We start from the raw sequence: 19,073 nt of genomic DNA on the forward strand, positions 1-19,073 counted from the left end.
CTAGTGTGACACCTCATTGGCGAGCGCGCCCAATGTAGCCGAAACCACTGCCCGGGAGCGTTCGGCGGTGACCACGGCGGCGCCCGAGAGTCGCCGCACCGCTTGGCCGTCGAGCCAGAGGACGACGACCACGGCGGTCTTGACCGGGCCTGTGGGGACGATGGAGGCGTGCTCGACCTCGACGCGGATGTCGCTGGCGCCCAGGCGGGGCCGTAGGGCCTCCACTGTGGCGGCGGCCGCGGCGTGCTGGATGTGCCAGTCGATCGGCGGGACGGCGACCTTCCCGGTGGATTCCTCGTTGCCGAGCGCGAGGGTCACGCTGACCTCGGCTTCGAGGCCCGCGGACTCGATGTCGACGCGTCGCAGCTCGACCGGTCCGAGGGCGGCGATCTCGACTTCTGCTGCGGGGGCCTCGACCTGGCCGTGGAGTTCCTCGCCGGGTTCGTCGGCCGATTGCGGGCCGAGGTCGACGGCGCGCTGCTCGTTGACGACGGCCGAGACGGCCGCGTGGACCTCATCGGGGTCGACGCCGTCTTCGAGTTCGAGGCGCAGGCTGGAGGCGCCGTCGGGGGCGGTCACGTGGAAGGCGTCGCGGACACCGGGGACCTGGCGGACGGCCTCGACCAGGCGCACGGGCTCGGGGTCGGCGGGGCCGGTCTTGTCGACCGTCGCCGGCGGGGTGGGCTCGGCGATGGGCTGGCGTCCGGCTCCGGGCGCGCGCAGCGGGGCCTGCTCGGTGACGGTGGGGCTGGGGACCGCGGCGGGCGAGAACTCGGTGACCGGCGGCTGGGGTTGGACGATCGGGAACTGGTCGGTCTGCTGCTCGGCGGCCGGGGCGGGGGTCTGCGGCGTCGGCGCGGGCGGCGCGCCGGGGGTCTGCTGGACCGGCGGCTGCGGGACCTCGATGGGCCCGGTGTGCGGGGGCCGGCTCGGGGCGGGAGGCGGGGAGGTGTGCTCCTGGACCGGTTCGGGGGGAGCGGGCGGCGCGGTGGCCTCGCGGGGGGCCGAGGGCGCCTGGAACTCCTGGTTCGGCGCGAGCGGGGCGCTGTAGTGCTGGTCCGCGCCCGGCTGCGCGAACGCGGGGGCGCTGGGCATGGCGCCCGTCTGCGGGGGCGCGGTGAACTGCGGCGGGCTGTGGTCGGGGGCGGGCGGGGCGAACTCCTGGTTCGGGCCGGGACGCTGCGGGGCCTGGTGCTGCGGCGGGGCGGCGTAGTCGCCGGGCGCCGGCGGGGCGCTGTAACCGGGGTGCTGCTGGGGCGCGCCGAACTCCTGCGGCGGGCCGGGGGGCGCGAAGGCCTGGTTCGGGGCCTGCGGGTTGAACTCCTGCTGGACCGGGGCCTGGGAGCCGTTGAAGCTCTGGCCGGGGGTCTGCGGCACGCCGAACTCCTGCGGGGCGCTCGGCTGCACGCCGAAGTCCTGCTGCGGCGCGGGCGGCGCGGCGAACTCCTGGTTCGGTCCGGGCGGGGCGCTGAACTCCTGGCCCGGGCCCGCGGGCCCGGCGCCGTTCTCGCGGTTCCCCGGGGGCGTGCTGCGGTCCTGGTTCAGGCCAGGCGGCGCACTGCGATCTTGGTTCACGCCTGGCGGCGCGCTGTGCTCCCGGTTCGCACCTGGCGGCGCGAACGGCGATTGCGGCTGCTCGACCTGGAATCCTTGCGGGCCTTGCGGAGTCTGCGGTGCGGCCGGGATCGGCTCGAACTGCTCGCCCGGGGAGGGGCGGCGGGTGGCCGGGACCATCGGGCCGGTCTCGGCGATCTCGACCGGGACGTGCGGGACCTGTCCGGTCGGGTCCTCGCTGTAGCGGTGTCGGCGTCCTCGGTCCGGGTCGAACCGGTACTGCTCGGGCGCCTGACCCGACCCCTGCCGCCCCTCTTCGGCGGCTTCGGGAGCCTCTTCGGCGGGCGGTCCCCAGGACCTGCCGATACGCCTGCGGGCGGGCCTTTCCTCCCCGGTCGGACGCTGCGGATCATCCGGTCGGTTCTGGTCATACACCACTAGACAACTCCTTCATATTCCCGCCCTCAAGGTACCGTGGCGCGCCCAGTGACTCGAACCCGCGTTTGTCGTCCCCGTACGCTGGGAGACTGTATTCAGACTTCCGTAAACTTCCTTCAGGTCGCAATATCCGGCGACTGACGGATGGGCGACATGAGTCGAGGAGAGGTACCGGAGTGAACAGCGCTGGTGAGGGCCGGGTCCGATTGCCCAGGAGCGAACGCCGGGCGCAGCTGCTCCAGGCCGCTCAAGGCGTCTTCGTCTCCAAGGGCTACCACAACACCTCCATGGACGACATCGCCGAGAACGCCGGCGTCTCGAAGCCCGTGCTCTACCAGCACTTCACCTCGAAGCTGGAGCTCTACCTGGCGCTGCTGGACGGACGGGCCGCCGAGCTGGTCGGCCAGGTGCAGAACGCAATCGACTCGACCGACGACAACAAGGAGCGGGTCAACCGCGCCATGCGGGCCTACTTCGACTTCGTGGACGCCCAGGGCGAGGCGTTCCGGCTCGTGTTCGAATCCGACCAGCGCAACGACCCCGAGGTGTCCGAGCGGGTGATGCGCATGGAGGCCGACTGCGTGGCGGCGATGGCCGACACGATCATGGCCGACGCCCACGTGGACAAGGCCCGTGCTGAGCTCCTCGCGACCGGCCTGGTCGGGGCCGCCGAGGTCGCGGCCAGGAAGTGGATCGCCTCGGGCCGAGGGATCCCCAAGGAAGAGGCCGTACAGCTCATGAGCAGCCTCGCTTGGCGGGGGATCTCGCACTTCCCGCGCGAGGGCGAAGCCGAGCTCGGGTTAAGAAGGCGCAGTCCGAGGGAGGGCGGGGCCGGGCTCGGATTGGAAGGCAAGGTCCGAGCGAGGGCGAAGCCGAACTCGGGTTAGATAGGCGCGACCCGCGCGAAGCCGGGCCCGGGCGAGCGTCCGCGTTCGCTCTCGGCGCACTGTGCCGTACCGGTTCCGGGTGGTCGCCGCGAGTAGTCTTGCTTCCGTCTAGACGTCAGAGTATTTCGATTGAGGAGGGCCCGTGGAGGTCAAGATCGGTGTCCAGTACGCCCCACGCGAACTGGTGTTGGACAGCAAGCTGTCTCCGAAGGACCTGTCCGAGACGATCGAGCAGGCCGTCGCGAACGGCGGGGTCCTGCGTCTCGAGGACGACAAGGGCCGGCAGGTGTACATCCCCGTCGAGAAGATCGCCTACGTCGAGGTCGTCGCGAGCAGCGCGCGGTCGGTGGGCTTCACGGTCGACGCCTGAGCCCGCGAAGGCTTCGCGCCGTGACCGGCGGCGCAGTACGACGCCTGAGCCCGCTAAAGTGTCACGCCGTGAGCGGCGGCGCGTAACCGTCCATGCCTGAGCTGGTGAAACGTTGAGGGCCCGGAGCATCCGCTCCGGGCCTTTCCGCTCGCCGCCGGCCTATCTCAAGACAGTGAACGGCGAACTGGCCTGCACCAGCTGCCCCTCGTTGTCGACCGCGTCCGGTCCGTTCACGAAGACCCGGTACAGCGTCGAATCCGACACCACCAGCACCGGCTCGCCCCAGTTGAGGTTCGACTCCACCGGATCGGCCGGGTTCGCCGCGATCTGCTCGATCACGACCCCGCCGATCCCCTTCTGGACCTCGATCCGCGAGTTGTCGATCGCGACCCGGAACAGCTTGTCGTCGCCGCGCAGCCCGGCCACCCACAGGTAGTTCTCCGTACTCCACGCCACGTCCGTCACGTCACTGATGTCCAGGCCGATCCGCCGCGGCTCGCCGGCCTGGATGTTCCCGTCCGCGTCCACGCTGATCGGGGCCACCCACGCCACGCCCTCCTCCACGAACGCCAGGCGCCGCCCGTCGGCCGCGATGGACATCGCGGTCACGTCCGTCCCCACCGCGAGGGTCTGCGCCGATCCCGAACTCGAGTCGACCGTCGTCGGCACGCCGTCATCGATGACGACGACCGTGCGCGATCCGAGCCACTGCGGGTCGGACAGGTCCCCGCCGAGCCCGCCGTCGAGGGCCCGCATCGAAGTCGTCGAGCCGACCTGGAGCACGTCGCGCCCGCCGCCGTCCACGATCGCGGCGATCTTCCCCGAAGGGCCGACCGCGACCTGCCGCAGGCCCTCCACGCTGAACCCGACCCACGGGTGGTCCTCCGAGACCGCGGTGACCTGGAGGCTCCCGGTGTACTCCCACACCGTCTCGTCGGCGATGAAGTAGCCGTTCTCCTGGTTGCCGAGGCTCGCGGGGATGGCGTTCCAGCTCCGCCAGGTCCGCAGGGCCCCGCTGACGACGGCCTCGCCGTCGATCGCGAGCACGAACTCGCCGCTGAGCCCGAGGCTCCAGGCGATCTGCGCCGCGATGGCCGAGGCCGTGTCGGAGTCGACGGTCTCGCCGCGCGTCAGGTCGATGCGGGCGGTGCCGTCGTCGTTGGAGGTCTTCCAGAGCGTGCCCTCGGGGATCGCGTTGCGCGCCGAGAACGCCACGAAGTCCGAGGGGCCCTGGACGAGCCATTCGAGGCGCTGGCGGCGGTCGGTCTCGGCGTCGAGGTCGTTGTAGATCCACCGGATGTCGGGCACCAGCAGCTCGGTCATCCCCGCCTGGAAGTACAGCGGCGCGCTGCCATAGTCGGAGGAGAACTGGTTGTAGTCGAGCATGACCTGGGTCGGGAGCGTCGCGATCTTCCAGATGTCCTGGAGGCCCTCGCGCTGGAGGGTGAAGGACTCGTCGTAGGCGCGGGGCGCGGAGTGCATCCGGACCGACCCGTCGGGCAGGTAGGTGCCGACCACCGAGCCGGTCACCTTGACGGTGGCGGATTCGAGGCTGTCGGCGCCGATCGCGACGTCGACGCCGGCGAGCAGGTCGAGGCCGGCGGAGAGGTCGGAGAACTGCTGCTCGGCGTCCACGGTGAAGGAGTGGAGGCGGTCGTTGCGCCCGTCCGCCTCGCCCGCGGCGGCCTTCAGGAAGTTCTGGACGGTCTCCTCGGCGTTCGTGGTCGGGGCGAACGTCTCGGCGCTGGTGCCCGAGGACTGGTCGAAATCGGACGGGGCGTCGCCCATGACCTCGGGGGCCTTGCCCGCGGGGATGCCGCAAGCCGACAGGACCCAGGTCGTGCCGAGTGCCACGGCGGCGGTGAGGCTAGTCCTGCGGCGCATGCGGGGCCTCCTCGTCTTCGGTGGACGCGTCGTTCACGGACACGGCGTTCGGGGCCGCGTCCTTCGCGGGCGAGGGTCGCGACGCCGCGATCGACGGCCCGGGCTTGAGCGCCTTCGCGTCGAGGCGCAGCGGGATCGGCGAGGTGATGACGCGGTTGCCGGACTGGAGCGGCAGGGTGAGCACGAACAGCGTCCCCTCGCCGAGTTCGCCGACGGCCTGGAGGGTCCCGGAGTGGAGCTTGGCGTCCTCCAGGCTGATCGCCAGGCCCAGGCCGGTGCCGCCGGTCTTGCGGTTGCGCGAGGGGTCGGCGCGCCAGAAGCGGTCGAAGACGCGGTCGGCGTGGCCGGGCTTGAGGCCCACCCCGTGGTCGCGCACGGCCACGGCCACGGCCGTGTCGCTCTCGGCCACGGTGATCTCCACGGGCCTGCCCTCGGCGTGCTCGATGGCGTTGGAGACGAGGTTGCGCAGGATGCGGTGCACCCGGCGCGGATCGACCTCGGCGATGACCCGCCGGGCGGGCTTGCCGACCGAGACGCGCACCCCGCACTCCTCCGCGAGGCCCGCGAGGCCCTCCACGACGTCCTCGGCGATGCGGCCGACGTCGATCGCGTCCACTTCGAGCGAGGCGAACCCCGAGTCGAAGCGGGAGATCTCCAGCAGCTCCTGGAGCAGGTCCTCGAAGCGGTCGATCTCGTGCTGGAGCAGTTCGGTGGAGCGCTTGGTGATCGGGTCGAAGTCCTCGCGCGTGTCGTAGAGCAGGTCGGCGGCCATGCGCATGGTCGCGAGCGGGGTGCGCAGCTCGTGCGAGACGTCCGAGGTGAACCGACGCTGCATCATCGACATCTCCTCAAGCCTGCCGATCTGGCTCTGGAGGTTCTCGGCCATGAGGTTGAACGACCCGGCCAGCCGGGCCAGGTCGTCGGAGCCGCGCACTTCCATCCGCTCGTGGAGCAGCCCGGCGGCGAGGCGCTGCGAGGTGCGGGCGGCCTCGCGCACAGGCGTCACCACGAGCCTGGTGACGAGCGCAGCGATGACCCCGAGGAGCAGGACGAGCGCGACCCCGGCGAGCGCCAAGTTCGTGCGCAGCAGGCTCACGGCGTCCTGCTGGGAGTCGAGCGGGTAGAACGCGTACAGCTCGTAGTCGATGTTGAGGTCGATGTAGGAGCCGACCACGAGGTAGGGCATGGACTCCCCGCCGTCGAGGGCGAAGGTGTCGTGCTGGGTGGCGATGCGGCGGTCGGCCACGACCTCCTGGAGCTCCTCGGACGGCTCGTCGAAACCGGCGACCGGGTGCGTCTTGGTCACCGTCCCGTCGGCGGTCCGGAGCATGACGTACGGGGCGTAGACCGGGTCCTCGGCCAGCTCGTTCACGATCCGCTGCATGGTCAGCGCCAGCGCGGAGTCGGAGGCCGAACCGTAGGCGGCGAGCTGCTCGGCCGCGCGTTCGACGGCGTTCTTCGTCTCCTCGACGGCGGTGTCCTGGCGTTCGGTGAGAAGCCCGGAGGTGAACGATCCGGCCACGACGAAGCTGAAGATGAGGACCAGGATCGTGGAGGTGATGAGGGTGGAGAAGACGACGCGCAGTTGGAGGGAGGCGCGGAAGCGGTCGACCAGTGGTTTGGAGACGCGGCCGCCGAAGTCGGCGGCGCCCTGCCAGAGCCGTCTGAGCCACACCGGCCTCGATCGAGGCCGGCCCCCCGTGCCGGTCACTAGCCCAGGCCGGCTTTGTACCCGACGCCGCGCACGGTCTGGATGAGCTGGGGGCGCTCGGGGTCGGGTTCGATCTTGGCGCGCAGGCGCTGGACGTGGACGTTCACCAGGCGGGTGTCGGCCGAGTGGCGGTAGCCCCAGACCTGCTCGAGCAGGACCTGGCGGGTGAAGACCTGGCGGGGCTTGCGGGCGAGGGCCACGAGCAGGTCGAACTCGAGCGGGGTCAGTTTGACCTCGGCGCCGTTGAGGGTGACCTGGTGGGCGGGCACGTCGATCTGGACCTGGAGGCCGGGCTTGCCGATCTCGAGGCGTTCGGGGGTGACGTCGTCGCCGCGGCGCAGGCGGGCGCGGATGCGGGCGACCAGTTCCTTGGGTTTGAAGGGTTTGACTATGTAGTCGTCGGCGCCCGATTCGAGGCCGAGGACGATGTCGACGGTGTCGGACTTGGCGGTGAGCATGACGATGGGCACGCCGGACTCGCCGCGGATGGCCTTGGCGACGTCTATGCCGCTCATGCCCGGGAGCATGAGGTCGAGCAGGACGATGTCGGGCCGGTGCTCCTTGAACGCGGCGAGCGCCTTCTCGCCGTCGGTGACGAAAGTGGGGGTGAAGCCTTCGGTCCGGAGGATGATGCCGAGCATCTCCGCCAGCGCCGGGTCGTCGTCAACGACGAGTACACGTGCTCTCATGGACACCAGTTTTCCACCTCGCAAAAGGCTAGAGCACCACGGGTGGACTCCCGCGGTGCTCTAACTGTAACGACTATCCGACGGACTTGACCGCCCGCGCGGGGTCGGTGCCTGCGGCGATGGCCTCGAAGGGCTCCCGTCCGGCCTGGATTTCACCGAGCTGTACCATTTCGCGCTTGGTGAAGAAGCCGACGATCCAGTCCGCGAGGATGCGGCCCTTGCGTCCGGTCCCGGGCACGCGCGAGAGGTGGTATCCGCGGTGCATGAGCCAGGCGAGCAGGCCCTTGGCCTTGAACCCGTAGGTGTTGGCGACGCCCTTGTACAGGCCGAGGCCGGCGACCGAGCCGAGGTACTTGTGCTTGTACGGCTTGAGTTCGCGGCCGACGTGCTGGGCGTGGACGTTGTCGGCCAGGATGCGGGCCTGGCGGACGGCGTGCTGCGCCGAGGGCGTGCACCAGTCCATCGGGAAGTCCGAGGTGTCGGGGACCTGCGAGGAGTCTCCGGCGCCCCAGGCGTCCTCGACGACCTCGCCGATGGTGTCCTTGCCGGCCTCGACGCCGGTGGCGACCTGGAGCCGGGTGTTGCACTCGAGGTGGCCGCGGGGGCCGATCGGCAGGTCGGTGGCCTTCAGCAGCGGGTGCGGCATGACCCCGGCGGTCCAGATGATGGTGTCGGAGTCGAACTCCTCGCCGTCGGTGAGGACGACGTGGCCGCCCTCGCAGGACTTGAGGGTGGTGCCGAGGCGGATGTCGACGCCGCGCTTGGTGAGCTCGCGGGCGGCGTAGGCGCCCATCTGCGGGCCGACCTCGGGCATGATCTTGTCCGCGTACTCGACGAGGTACCACTTGATCTCGGAGGCGTCGAGCATCGGGTAGTTCTTGACGATGTTCGCCGTGAGGTCCTCGAGTTCGCCGAGGGTCTCGGCGCCGGCGAAGCCGCCGCCGACGGTGAGGAACGTGAGGGCCTTGCGGCGCACGTCGGGGTCCTCGGTGGTGGCGGCGATGTCGAAGCGCTGGAGCACGTGGTTGCGCAGCCAGATGGCCTCGCCCATGGACTTGATGCCGATGGCGGCGTCGGCCAGGCCGGGGATGGGGAGCGGGCGGGATACGGAGCCGGGGGCGACGATGACCTCGTCATACTCGACCTCGCGGGTGGGGCCGACGAAGGGCTGCACGGTGAGCTTGCGCTCGGCGTGCTTGATCTCGGTGACCGCACCGGTGAGGATGGTGCAGAGCTTGAGGGCCTGTCGGAGCGGCACAACGCCGTGTCGCGGGGAGATGGAGCCGGCTGCCGCCTCGGGCAGGAACGGCTGGTAGGTCATGTGCTGGTTGGGGTCGATGACCATCAGTTCCACTTGGCCGCGCTTGATGTCGCCCTTCAGCAGTTTGCTCAAGCGTTCGGCAACGTAAAAACCGACGTGACCGGCACCTATCACGACTATACGTTTCACGCGTTCAATTCTGGCCCTGCTCAGGGGCGCTTGTGTAGTGAACGCGCGAGGACGTAGATCACGGTGACCGCGGCCACGATGCCCGCCGTGACGGCGAAACCGGCGGTCAGGCCGGTGAAATAGGCGGTGAACAGGGTCAGGATTCCCGCTGTGACCACTGTCGACGCGAGGACGAGGCCGAGATGGCGACCCCAGGTGAGGATGATCTCACCGTCCATTGCGGTGGTCGTGCGGAACCGCTGGGTCACGGCGGCGGCCGAGTGGGCGGTGTACAGCAGGCAGGCGATCGCGGCGGTCGTCCACAGGGAGGGGTCGTCGCCGGCGTTGCGGTCGAGCGCGCCGCTGACGAGCCAGGAGACGAGGACGAACAGCATCGCCAGGAGCGGCGCGATCCCGCCGGGGAGCAGGCCCGCGGCGAGGGCGAGGAGCGCGGCGGCGCCGATGTAGCCGCCGGCGGCGGCCCATTCGGGCGGGACGGCGAGTTCGGCGGCGAGGAACAGGGGCAGTGCGACCGCCAGGCGCAGCAGGACCGGGGCGGGGGCGAGGCGCCGGAGCCAGGTGAGGCCGCGGCGTCTGCCGGCTTTGAGGCGTTCACGGGCGCCGGCGGTGAGGGACCGGGCGAGACCGCGCTGGACATCGCTCATCTGTGACTCGCAGGCTTCATCAAGGGGCTCATCGGTAGCGCCTCCGGTTGAGTTCGGCGAGGACGTTGTCGAGGGAGGCCGAGCCCTGCCAGGGTTCGACGGCGACGCCGAGGTCGCGCAGTTCCATGACGGTGTTGTCGCGGTCGAGGCGCCAGAGCCGCTCGGCGTGCGGGGTCCAGAACGTGCGCTGCGGCGGGGACACGTGCGGCGGGAGGGTGTCGACGCAGAGCACGGGTCGGCCCGCGCGAGCCAGGGCCGCGATGAGTTGCAGGGCGCGGTCGGTCAGCAGCGGGGTGAAGACGACGTTGAGGCTGCGCTGGCCGGCGATCTGGCGGCGGACCATCTCGGGCGAGGGCGGGATCGGGTCGGGCGGGATCTCGACCGAGGCGAGCCAGCGGAGGGTGGCGGCGGCGTGGCGGCGTCCGGCTCCGGCTCGCATCCGGCGTCCGCGGGCGCCGAACTCGATGCAGGCGACGCGGTCGCCTTGGAGGGCGTAGTGGGAGGCGACGGCCCCGGCGGCGCGGACGGTGAGGTCGGCGATCGAGGCGGCGCCGTCGACGCCGCCGGAGACCCCGGCCTCGACCTGGAGGTCGAGGATCAGCGTCACATCGGTGTCCCTTTCGGACAGTGTGGCGTTGACGTAGAGGTCCTGGGTGCGCATGGAGGTGCGCCAGTCGATGCGGCGGAGCCGGTCGCCTGGCTGGTAGAGGCGCACTTCGGCGAGCTCTCCGGAGTCGCCGCCGCGCCTGGAGCGGTGGACGCCGGTGACGCCGTCGGCGAACGGCAGCGACTCGGCCGACTCGAACCAGTCGGGGACCGGCAGGACCCATACGGTCGTGCCGGGGAGGCGCTGCACCGTGGTCTCCAGCAGGCCGCCGCAGGCGATGGAGCGGACGTGGACGGGACCGAGGTGGTGGCCGCCCCAGCGGCGGGCGCGCCCGGCGACGAGCATGTCCCGCGCCGAGGCCGGGCCGATCCGCTCGGCGAAGTCGCCCTTGCCGGTGTGCAGGTCGATCCAGGGGTCGGCGGCGGCGGTGACGAGCGTGGTGACCGCGACCGGCTCGGGGTTGGCGACGACGAGGCTCGCGGCGGCAGTCGCGCCCTCGGCGCACGAGGCGTCGTCAAGGGCGGTCATGCGGGCCTCGGGGGGCCGCACGGGCCGCTGCTGGAGGAGCATCGCGGTGCCGATCGCGAAGGGCGCGGCGATGAGGACCAGGTCGACCCGTCCGAACGCGACCGCGACGAGCAGGCACACCGCGATGAGACCGACGGCCCGCGTCAGGGCCATGGTGCGCCGCCAGGTGACGGGCGGTTCGGTCTCGGCCCGCCGGACGGGCCGGGCGTTGTCGGTGCGCAGGCTCAGCGCGGGATCGCCGAGCGTCATTGGGGCTGGATGCTGTAGGTCGGGGCCTGCGCGGTCTGGGGCGCCTCGACGCCGTTGCAGATGTCGGCGACGACCGTGGCCGGGTCGATGCGGCGCATCCACAGCTCGGGCTTGAGGGTGATGCGGTGGGCCAGCGCGGCCGCGGCGACGCCCTTGACGTCGTCGGGGGTCACGAAGTCGCGTCCGGAGAGGACGGCGAGGGCCCGCGAGGCCAGGAGCAGCGCGAGCGATCCGCGCGGGGAGGCGCCGACCTGGAGCTGGGCGTGGCCGCGGGTGGCGGCGGTGATGGCGACCATGTAGCGGCCCACGGAGTCCTCGACGGTGACCGTCTCCAGGGCCCGCTGCATGGCGACGAGCGTGGAGGCGTCGATGACCGGGTCGAGCTCGACGTTCTCGACGCGGCGGGCGATGCGCCGCTGGAGGACCTCCCACTCCTCGTCGGGGGTGGGGTAGCCGAAGGAGACGCGCAGCAGGAAGCGGTCGAGCTGGGCTTCGGGGAGCTGGTAGGTGCCCTCGAACTCGACGGGGTTGGAGGTGGCGAGGACGGTGAACGGCTCGGGCAGCAGGTGGGTCTCGCCTTCGACGGAGACCTGGCGCTCCTGCATCGCTTCGAGGAGGGCGGACTGGGTCTTGGGCGGGGTCCGGTTGATCTCGTCGGCGAGCAGGAGGTTGGTGTGGACCGGGCCCTTGCGGTAGACGAACTCGCCGGTCTTCTGGTTGTAGAGGAAGGAGCCGGTGACGTCGGCGGGCAGCAGGTCGGGGGTGAACTGGAGGCGCCGGAAGTCGAGGCCGAGGCTCTGCGCGAAGCAGCGGGCGGTGAGCGTCTTGCCAAGGCCCGGAAGGTCTTCGAGGAGGATGTGTCCGCCGGCGAGGATGCCGGCGAGGACCAGGCGCAGCGGCTCGTCCTTGCCGACGATGACCGAGCGGACGGACTTCAGGACCGCCCCCGCGTGGTGCGCGACCTGGTCGAGGCTGAGGTGGGGGGTCTCGGACATTAGATCTCCTCGATGGCTTTCAGGTGGACGTCGAGTTCGCGCGGGGCGGGGCAGTCGTGGACGGGGCGGGTCAGGAACAGGAAGGTGCCCTCGCCGAGGAGCGCCCGGCACTGGTCGGGCTGGCCGTCGAGGGTGAGGCCGCGGCGCAGGCGCAGGCGTTCGGAGGCGATCTCGACCAGTTGGCGCTTGGCGTTGGAGGTCTCGAAGCGGCCCGGTTTGGCCTGGGCGAAGATGAGCCGGTCCTCCCAGCGGTTGACGTCGGTGAACGGGCGCCAGCTCGGTTCGTTGACGGTGCGCACGCGCAGTTCGGGGGCTTTGACGGTGTCGGCGCGCATCCCGTTGACGACCGAGTTGACCAGTAGGGCGGCCAGGGCGAGGAGGATGAGCTGCCACAGGGAGAAGTCGACGCCGGAGACCAAGGCGATGGCCCAGAAGACGACGGCGAGGGCGACGGCGCCGACGGCGGGCCAGAGCGTGAGGCGCCCGAACGGGGCGAGGAAGTCGTTCATCGGCCGACCCGCAGGCCCAGTTGCGACTGGAGCGCGACGAGGGCGTCGCGGGCCTGGTCGCGGTCGGTGTCGCCGACATCGTGGGGCGAGTAGCGGGCCCGCAGGTAGGCGTCGCAGAGGCGCCGGAGCGGGTCGCCGTCGAGCCGGTGGCGTTCGAGGAGCTTGCGGACCAGGTCGGTGGGGGTGTCGGAGGCGTCGCGTTCGATGCCGACGGTCTCGGAGGCGCGTTCGAGGTGCACCCAGCAGGCGATGATGGCCGAGCGCGGGTCGGTGCCGAGGTCCATCTCGGCGATCGCGGCGGCGACGGCGTCCTCGACGAGGGCGAAGTCGCGGTGCAGGTGGGCGGTCTCGGGTTCGGGCTCGCCGGTGGAGCCGGGGGCGTCGACGAGCCATTCGATGAGGCGGCGGACGAGGAAGGTCAGGATGAGCAGCGCGGGGACGCCGACCAGGAGGCCGAGCACGACCCAGCTGACCCAGGGCGGCAGCGTGAAGCCGCCGTCGACCGGTTCGCGGATCTCGACGCTGGGCATCTCCTCGACCGATTCGAACTCCATCGGGGGCGGTTCCTGCTCCACCGGGACCTCGGGGAGGTTGGCCTCCTGCCAGCCGACGCCGGTGCCTTGGGCGGCGATCCCGACCACCAGGAGCGCGGCCGCGACGATGACGACCGGCAGCCAGCGGCGAGGCGGGTGCGGTGCGGGGTGCGTCATGGGCGGCCTCAAAGGGAGCGATGGTACGCGTGGTTCGCGACACCACCCTATGCCAGACCCCCCACCCCCGCCGACCACCCTCAGCGTCTCCTCGGATCACAGAGTTCGCCATCTTCTCAACTCTCAGCCGCGAAACTTGAGATGTCGGCGAACATGACAACTCAAGTTTCAAGGTGCGCGAACTTCTCAAGCCTCGGCACGTTCGCGTCATCGGAACGGACTCGCGGGAATGAGGTCAGGCGAAGCGCTTTACGAAGCGGCGTTGGCCTGGGGTCTCCACCGCCGACTTGGCGTAGTGGGACCGGACATAGGCGACCGCCTCGTCCGCGGGCACGCCGTCGAGGACCGCCAGGCACGCCAGCGCGGTCCCGGTACGGCCGTTCCCTCCGTGGCAGGCGAACTCGACGCGTTCGGTCGCCGCCCGCTCCCAGGCATCATGGAGTACCGCCGCGAACGCCTCCTTGTCCGAAGGCAACCGGAAGTCCGGCCAGCGCACCCACGTGGACTCCCACTCGACCGCCGGCGGCTCCTTGCCGAGGAGGTACAGCGCGAACTGCGGCGTCGGCCCTTCGGGCAGCGGACGAGCGAGCGGCCGCCCGCGCACGAGCAGCCCCGAAGGCAGTCGCATCACTCCGGCCGCGTCAGGGTCCCAAGTCATGGGCCGACTCTACAGCGGCGCAACGGAAGCAGCCGTCCTTGGAACGGCGTCCACGGGCCGTTGCCACGGATGGCGCGGCACTGTCGCAGTTCGGGTGCCTTGTGACGCAACCCCGCTCTAGGCACAGCAGTTCGGGCGGGCCTGTCACGCAACCGCACCAGGGGTGCGTTAGCGGACCTCGCGCAGGCCGGTGCCTTCCTCGGGCAGCTCTCGCAGCGTCCGGATCGGGGTCGCCAGCAGGACCAGACAGCCCGCGAACAGCATTCCCGCAGCGATGAACAGCACGTACCGGGCGCCGATCACCTCGCCCGCGAAACCGCCCACGATCGAACCGACCGCCAATGAGCCCCACGTCATCACCCGCTGCGAAGCGTTCACCCGGCCTTGGATCGGGTCCGGGGTGATCGCCTGCCGGTAGCTCACCACGTTCACGTTGAACACCACGATGGAACCCACGTACACGAGCTGCCCCGCGAACGCCACCACCGCGCCCCAACCAGTGCCCGCCATAGCCACCACCGCCATGCCCGGACCCGACATCGCCAGCGCCACCAGCGCGGTCGGCCCCATCCCGGCCTTCGCCGAGATCCGCCCGACGAGCATCGCCCCGAGGATGCCGCCCACGCCCGAACCCGCGAGGATCAGACCCACGACGGTCGTGGAGTGCTCGCCGTCGCGAATCAGGAACACCACGAGCATCGCCTGGAACGCGCCGACGGAGAGGTTGCACCAAGCGCTGGCGAGCGCCACGGACCGGATGATCGGGTCCCGGAACAGAAACTTCACGCCTTGCGCGATCTCGGTCCGCAGATGCGGTTTCTCGTGCTTCGCGGGTTCGGCCTCCTGGAACCTGATGCGCGAGAACGCGAAAGCCGACACCGCGAACGACAGCACCGAAGCCACCAACGCCACCGGCGCGGTCAGCACCGCGACCAGCGGCCCGGCCACGAGCGGCCCGCCCGTGTCGGAGGCGGAACGGATCCCCTGGATGCGGGAGTTGGCGCCGGCGAGGCGGTCGTTGTCGATCATCATCGGCACGAAGCTCACCTGCGCGATGTCGAAGAACATCGAGGCGAGCCCGAGCAGGAACATGGCCGCGAACAGGTGCAGCGGCGTCAACGCGTCGAGCATCCACGCGACCGGGACGCTCACCATGATCAGCGCCCTGGCGACCTCGGCGGTGACGACGACCGGCTTGCGCCGCACCCGGTCCACCCAGGCTCCGATGAGCAGCCCGAAGACGACCAGCGCGATCTGGTCCATGGCGTTGAGGATCCCGATCTGCGCCTCGCTGAACTCGAGGACGACGACGGCGATGATCGAGATGGAGAAATAGGCGACCTGAAGGCCGACCTGGCTCGTTGCGACGGAGGTGAACAGGAAGCGGTGATCGGCGTTTCGGAACATGGGCTCAGCCGGGGCAGTCGTTCATCGGGGCGGACCTTTCGCCGGGGGCGGGAGACGGGTCGGGGTCGGAGGAACTGGCACGGGTCAGTGCGGAGCAAAGAGGGACGGGTCCGAGCTTATGCGCCGAACGCGACAAATGGGTGCCACGGCCGGTGCTCCCCCACGGCCGCAAGCGCTTCGGCGGGGCTGGCACCGGCGACGCAGCGCTGGTGATACTCGATCATCATCTCGGCGGCCATGTCATCGGGCACGCGAGCAAGGCTCGACACGACCGTCGAGGCGCCGGCGTGGAGGAGCGCCGCAGTGAATCCCAGAGTCTCGTTGCCGACCTCCACGGTCGATCGCCCGAGGTCGCACGAGGACAACACCACATGTTCAGGAGGCTGGTCGAGGCCGAGAAGCTCATAAGCGTTGAGCGGGCCCAGGCCGAAATCGAGCCGAGAGAAGAGGACGTTCTCCGGCTCATGATGCCCATGGGCCGCAATATGGGCGACCGACGCACCGTCGAGGCAGCGCAGGATCTGCTCGGGGTCGGACTTCTCGGCGGCGATCAGATTCGCGCCCGGATAAAGGCCTGCGATGGTGACGATCTCGTTGCTGGCCTTCGAGAGCGCAGGACCCGCGGCCACCAGGGCGGGACCGTTCGCAGCGGGGCGGTGCGCGGCACGCCACCAGGCTTCGGCCGAGGGAGAAACCGTGACCGGTCGACCTCGCAACGGCGGCAGCAACGGCCACGGTACCCAGGCGAGCTGGCGGTGGGGCACGATGACTACTTGTCGCTCACCCACATAATCGGCGATCGGTTCCCAGATGCCCTCAGCCAGCGCGGCGGCGCTCCGACGCAACGAACCCTCGACACTCGTCTGGAGCCGTGGAGGAAGTCGAAACGGTTTGCCGAGCGCGTCGAGGTCGGCCCCCAGACGGTGCTCGAGTTCGGCCGCTTTCTCAAGGGGCATCAGCCGAACATGTCTCAGCCCGTCACCACCCGCGAGTACCGCACGTACATCGCCCCCGACTTGGTACAGATTGACCAGTACCGTCTTCCGGGACTCCGCGTACTCATGGATCTTCTCCGGAGCGATCCGGTCCGCCTGCTGTCCTGGACCGGGTTTGGTGCGGTCGTAGGCGCGGATCTCCTCCTCGAGCATATGGATGCCCGCCAGCTCCGCGGTGCCGTCCTCGCCTTCGAGCTGAAGGTCCCGTAGGCGGCGACGCGCCTGACGAAGGCGCCCAAGTGCTTCCCTGGCATCCGGATCAGTCGAGGACTTGACCGGGGGGATCCGCAGTGCCTGCGCGCGACTGCGCTCGGCCCACCACAGCATCGCCGCGGCATCTCCGTGGTTGGTGGTGTGAATCAACCCTATGCGCGTGAGCTCCACGCCGAGCGCGGAAACTCCGGCTTGGAACTCGACCGATCCGAACGTCATCCGGTACTTGTCAAGCAGATCGAGGCCGAGTTGCAGATCAGGGATCGGATCCTGTCCGCGGACGATCGCGAGTTCCGCCTTCGCCAGGAACCGAGCCAGGTCCTCCGCCAGAGCGTCATGGCCTGGACCTCCATGCTCGACTTGCAGATCCTCCTCGACGCCTTCGAGTTCCCTGACGCTGATCTTGGCCCGAGCGGCCAGAATCTTGGCCTGGCCGAGCCGCAGCGTCCAACCGCGCTGCTCCAACGCATCGCACAGTCGCGAGACCTTGTCAGCGAAATCCGGGCCTTGGCGTCCAGAGTCGAACTGGCCCTGGAGAATCAGGAGACGAGCCAAGAAGGCCATCGGCTCGTTTCCCTGCTCGTACAATGACTTCATGGCTTGTTCGGCCCATTTTTCGGCCTGCTCGAACTGTCGGTCTTCGAACGCCGTCACCGCACGCCAGAATTCGCAGATAGCGGCGTTCCTACGCTCGCCCGCCATCTGATGGGACACGATGGCCTCAGTCCAACGTTCGATCGCCTGCCTGTACATGCCCACATACAGCAGTGCATCCCCATAGGAACCATCGATGAACGACTCGAGTTCTGGCGCATATCTGCGAAACTGCTCGCGAACGCTGTCGAACGCCGAAAGCGCCTTGGTCACTTCACCGAGATCGAGCCAGATCATCGCTTCCAGGTGCAAGGCCTTTGCCCTGTTGGCGGGAATGTCGATGCGATCATAAAGTTCGATCGCTCGCTGGATGTTCTCCATGCCCTTTCGCAGCTCTCCGAGATCCCGCCAGACCATCGCACGGTTGTGGAAGAGCGCCGCGTAGATATTGTCGGGTCCGTTCGCAGCCAAGTGCGGCTCGGCGGTCTCAAACCACCGCAACGCATCTGCGAGTCGCCCGCTCTGCCAGAGGTTGAAGGCGCGCTGATGCAGAAGCATGCCCCGATCCTGCGGGAACACGAATGCATCCGCGCTGTCCAGCAGACGCATCCCGGTCGCGGCGTCTCCCATTTGCGCAAGGTTCGTAGACCGGACCATGAGCACTTGTGCCGTAAGTCGGGCCCGCGACGTACCCGCCTCTGGAGGGCGTTCCGGATCCCAATCGAGATGCGACAACGCTCCTGCGAGCGTCTCTTCGGCATCCAAGATTCGGCCGCGCCGGTGCAGGCGCTGGCCTCGGTTGAACAAGCGCCAGGCGCGGTGAAGCATTCTTCACATGCTACAACCGCACGGCAGGGGTGACGACTACTGCCGGTAGCCCTTCCCGTTGCAGCGCTTCATCCGGACGGATCACCAGCTGAAACATCTGGTCACCGGGAAGACCTTCGAGTACGAATCGACCGGTGTCGTCGGTGGACGCCCTCTTGGCTCCCTCCGGGCTTCTCAGTTCGACCTCGTATGTCCCCTCCGGCCCGATCCATCCGTCGAGCCGCAGCTCCCGCAGTGCAGAAGGTCGAGGGGTGACCATGACGGTGACCGCCTCGCAATCGAAAGTGATCGAAGCCGGATCCCCTTGACCCACCGCTAGTTCGGCGTCACCTCGCATCAGCACGAGTTCACCGGAGCGCGAAACGCTTGCCACGCGGGCATCGAGTTCTGCTTCAAGTTCAAGCACGAATTGGACTCGCTCATTGAGGTCCTCGGGCATCGGATCATATCGGTGATGCAGTTCGTTGATCACCGAGAGAATCCGCTCATCGCAGGAGTCCAATGGCCCGTGTTCGCCCTGACCCTCGAATTCAGGTTGCATCTTCATCCCGCTCCTCACCTCCGCCCCAAGACGGATCGTCCAGGAGCGTCTTTCTCAGTTTGTCCAAGCAGCGGCCCCTAGTGGGTCCGATGCTCCCCCTTTTCATCCCCAGTGCCTCGGCGATGACGTCGTAGTCGGGCCGTGCGACCGTCGCCACGAAGGCGAGCAGCCGTCGGCACCTTTCGGGCTGGGCGAGAAAGGCCCGACGCACCGCTTGATGCTCGGCGTCGCGGACGAGGCCGTCCTCGATGCCGTCCATGACCGGTTCCCTGAAGTCGATCGGATCGGCGACGATCTCTCGTCGCAGATGGCTGACCTGCTTCCAGGCCTCGCGGCTGACCGTGGTGAGCAGCCACTTTGTCAACGCGCGAGGCTGTTCCAGCTCTCCGTCGATGTGCCACAGGCGAAGCCAGGCCGTCTGGACGACGTCCAAGGCGCTCTCCGCGTCAAGGCCGGTGCGGCGAGCCGCACGCCAGAGGAGCTCGTTGAGCTCCTCGACGAGGGCCTGCTGCGCATTGCCGTCGCCGGCGCGCGCGGCAAGATAGAGCCGCGCGCGCCGGTCGTAGTCCACGGCAGCCACCGAGTGAGCTGAAGTCGCGTTCATTGCTTCAG

17 protein-coding genes are annotated in these 19,073 nt (G+C 69.5%); 2 read left to right on the top strand and 15 right to left on the bottom strand.

All coding sequences use genetic code 11. From position 1 onward, the window contains the following. Nucleotides 1-1,992, bottom strand: coding sequence for a hypothetical protein (locus IF12_RS0105920; RefSeq protein WP_030155681.1), 1,992 nt, complete (start codon nucleotides 1,990-1,992; stop codon nucleotides 1-3). A 137-nt stretch (nucleotides 1,993-2,129) separates the two neighbouring features. Between IF12_RS0105920 and IF12_RS0105925 the strand changes: the two genes are divergently transcribed. Next, nucleotides 2,130-2,879 (top strand): TetR/AcrR family transcriptional regulator, encoded by a 750-nt coding sequence (locus IF12_RS0105925; RefSeq protein WP_081913299.1) that lies wholly within the window; start codon nucleotides 2,130-2,132, stop codon nucleotides 2,877-2,879. Nucleotides 2,880-3,021: 142 nt separating this feature from the next. Beyond that, nucleotides 3,022-3,249, top strand: a complete 228-nt coding sequence (locus tag IF12_RS0105930; RefSeq protein WP_030155686.1) for a DUF3107 domain-containing protein — start codon at nucleotides 3,022-3,024, stop codon at nucleotides 3,247-3,249. 159 nt (nucleotides 3,250-3,408) lie between these two features. Here the strand turns inward: IF12_RS0105930 and IF12_RS0105935 are convergent, their stop codons facing one another. The 14 genes from IF12_RS0105935 to IF12_RS0105995 all read right to left on the bottom strand — a co-directional run bounded on the left by IF12_RS0105935 (nucleotide 3,409) and on the right by IF12_RS0105995 (nucleotide 19,065). Then, nucleotides 3,409-5,133 (bottom strand): LpqB family beta-propeller domain-containing protein, encoded by a 1,725-nt coding sequence (locus IF12_RS0105935; protein ID WP_030155688.1) that lies wholly within the window; start codon nucleotides 5,131-5,133, stop codon nucleotides 3,409-3,411. Further along, nucleotides 5,117-6,808: an MtrAB system histidine kinase MtrB gene (gene mtrB / locus IF12_RS0105940; RefSeq protein WP_197034617.1), complete on the bottom strand. Its 1,692-nt coding sequence runs from the start codon at nucleotides 6,806-6,808 to the stop codon at nucleotides 5,117-5,119. Before mtrB ends, IF12_RS0105935 begins: the two co-directional genes overlap by 17 nt. Before the next feature lie 35 nt (nucleotides 6,809-6,843). Further along, complete coding sequence (mtrA, locus tag IF12_RS0105945) at nucleotides 6,844-7,533, bottom strand: MtrAB system response regulator MtrA (RefSeq protein WP_030155693.1); 690 nt, start codon at nucleotides 7,531-7,533, stop codon at nucleotides 6,844-6,846. A gap of 73 nt (nucleotides 7,534-7,606) precedes the next feature. Further along, nucleotides 7,607-8,983: an NAD(P)/FAD-dependent oxidoreductase gene (locus IF12_RS0105950; RefSeq protein ID WP_197034618.1), complete on the bottom strand. Its 1,377-nt coding sequence runs from the start codon at nucleotides 8,981-8,983 to the stop codon at nucleotides 7,607-7,609. Between the two features lie 20 nt (nucleotides 8,984-9,003). Then, nucleotides 9,004-9,627 carry a hypothetical protein gene (locus IF12_RS0105955; protein ID WP_030155698.1) on the bottom strand — a complete coding sequence of 208 codons (624 nt, stop codon included), beginning with the start codon at nucleotides 9,625-9,627 and terminating at the stop codon, nucleotides 9,004-9,006. Nucleotides 9,628-9,655: 28 nt separating this feature from the next. Continuing rightward, complete coding sequence (locus tag IF12_RS0105960; protein WP_051704016.1) at nucleotides 9,656-11,011, bottom strand: DUF58 domain-containing protein; 1,356 nt, start codon at nucleotides 11,009-11,011, stop codon at nucleotides 9,656-9,658. Further along, nucleotides 11,008-12,006 (bottom strand): MoxR family ATPase, encoded by a 999-nt coding sequence (locus IF12_RS0105965; RefSeq protein ID WP_030155703.1) that lies wholly within the window; start codon nucleotides 12,004-12,006, stop codon nucleotides 11,008-11,010. Before IF12_RS0105965 ends, IF12_RS0105960 begins: the two co-directional genes overlap by 4 nt. After that, nucleotides 12,006-12,515, bottom strand: coding sequence for a hypothetical protein (locus IF12_RS23820; RefSeq protein WP_051704017.1), 510 nt, complete (start codon nucleotides 12,513-12,515; stop codon nucleotides 12,006-12,008). The genes IF12_RS0105965 and IF12_RS23820 overlap by 1 nt, the downstream gene beginning before the upstream one ends. Then, a complete protein-coding gene (locus IF12_RS23825; RefSeq protein WP_051704018.1) occupies nucleotides 12,512-13,225 on the bottom strand; it encodes a DUF4129 domain-containing protein in 714 nt (237 codons plus the stop codon). The genes IF12_RS23820 and IF12_RS23825 overlap by 4 nt, the downstream gene beginning before the upstream one ends. A gap of 235 nt (nucleotides 13,226-13,460) precedes the next feature. Beyond that, nucleotides 13,461-13,883, bottom strand: coding sequence for a protein-tyrosine phosphatase family protein (locus tag IF12_RS0105980; RefSeq protein ID WP_030155709.1), 423 nt, complete (start codon nucleotides 13,881-13,883; stop codon nucleotides 13,461-13,463). Nucleotides 13,884-14,051: 168 nt separating this feature from the next. Beyond that, nucleotides 14,052-15,290: an MFS transporter gene (locus tag IF12_RS0105985; protein WP_030155712.1), complete on the bottom strand. Its 1,239-nt coding sequence runs from the start codon at nucleotides 15,288-15,290 to the stop codon at nucleotides 14,052-14,054. A 116-nt stretch (nucleotides 15,291-15,406) separates the two neighbouring features. Continuing rightward, a complete protein-coding gene (locus IF12_RS0105990) occupies nucleotides 15,407-17,722 on the bottom strand; it encodes a CHAT domain-containing protein (protein WP_030155713.1) in 2,316 nt (771 codons plus the stop codon). Nucleotides 17,723-17,930: 208 nt separating this feature from the next. Then, entirely contained in the window at nucleotides 17,931-18,467 is a 537-nt protein-coding gene (locus tag IF12_RS25505; RefSeq protein ID WP_133884419.1) for a carboxypeptidase regulatory-like domain-containing protein, read from the bottom strand. Beyond that, nucleotides 18,451-19,065: an RNA polymerase sigma factor gene (locus IF12_RS0105995; RefSeq protein WP_081913253.1), complete on the bottom strand. Its 615-nt coding sequence runs from the start codon at nucleotides 19,063-19,065 to the stop codon at nucleotides 18,451-18,453. Before IF12_RS0105995 ends, IF12_RS25505 begins: the two co-directional genes overlap by 17 nt. Nucleotides 19,066-19,073 lie beyond the last annotated feature (8 nt).

Origin of the sequence: Glycomyces sp. NRRL B-16210 (assembly GCF_000719515.1) — a bacterium.
GTDB lineage: Bacteria > Actinomycetota > Actinomycetes > Mycobacteriales > Micromonosporaceae > Glycomyces.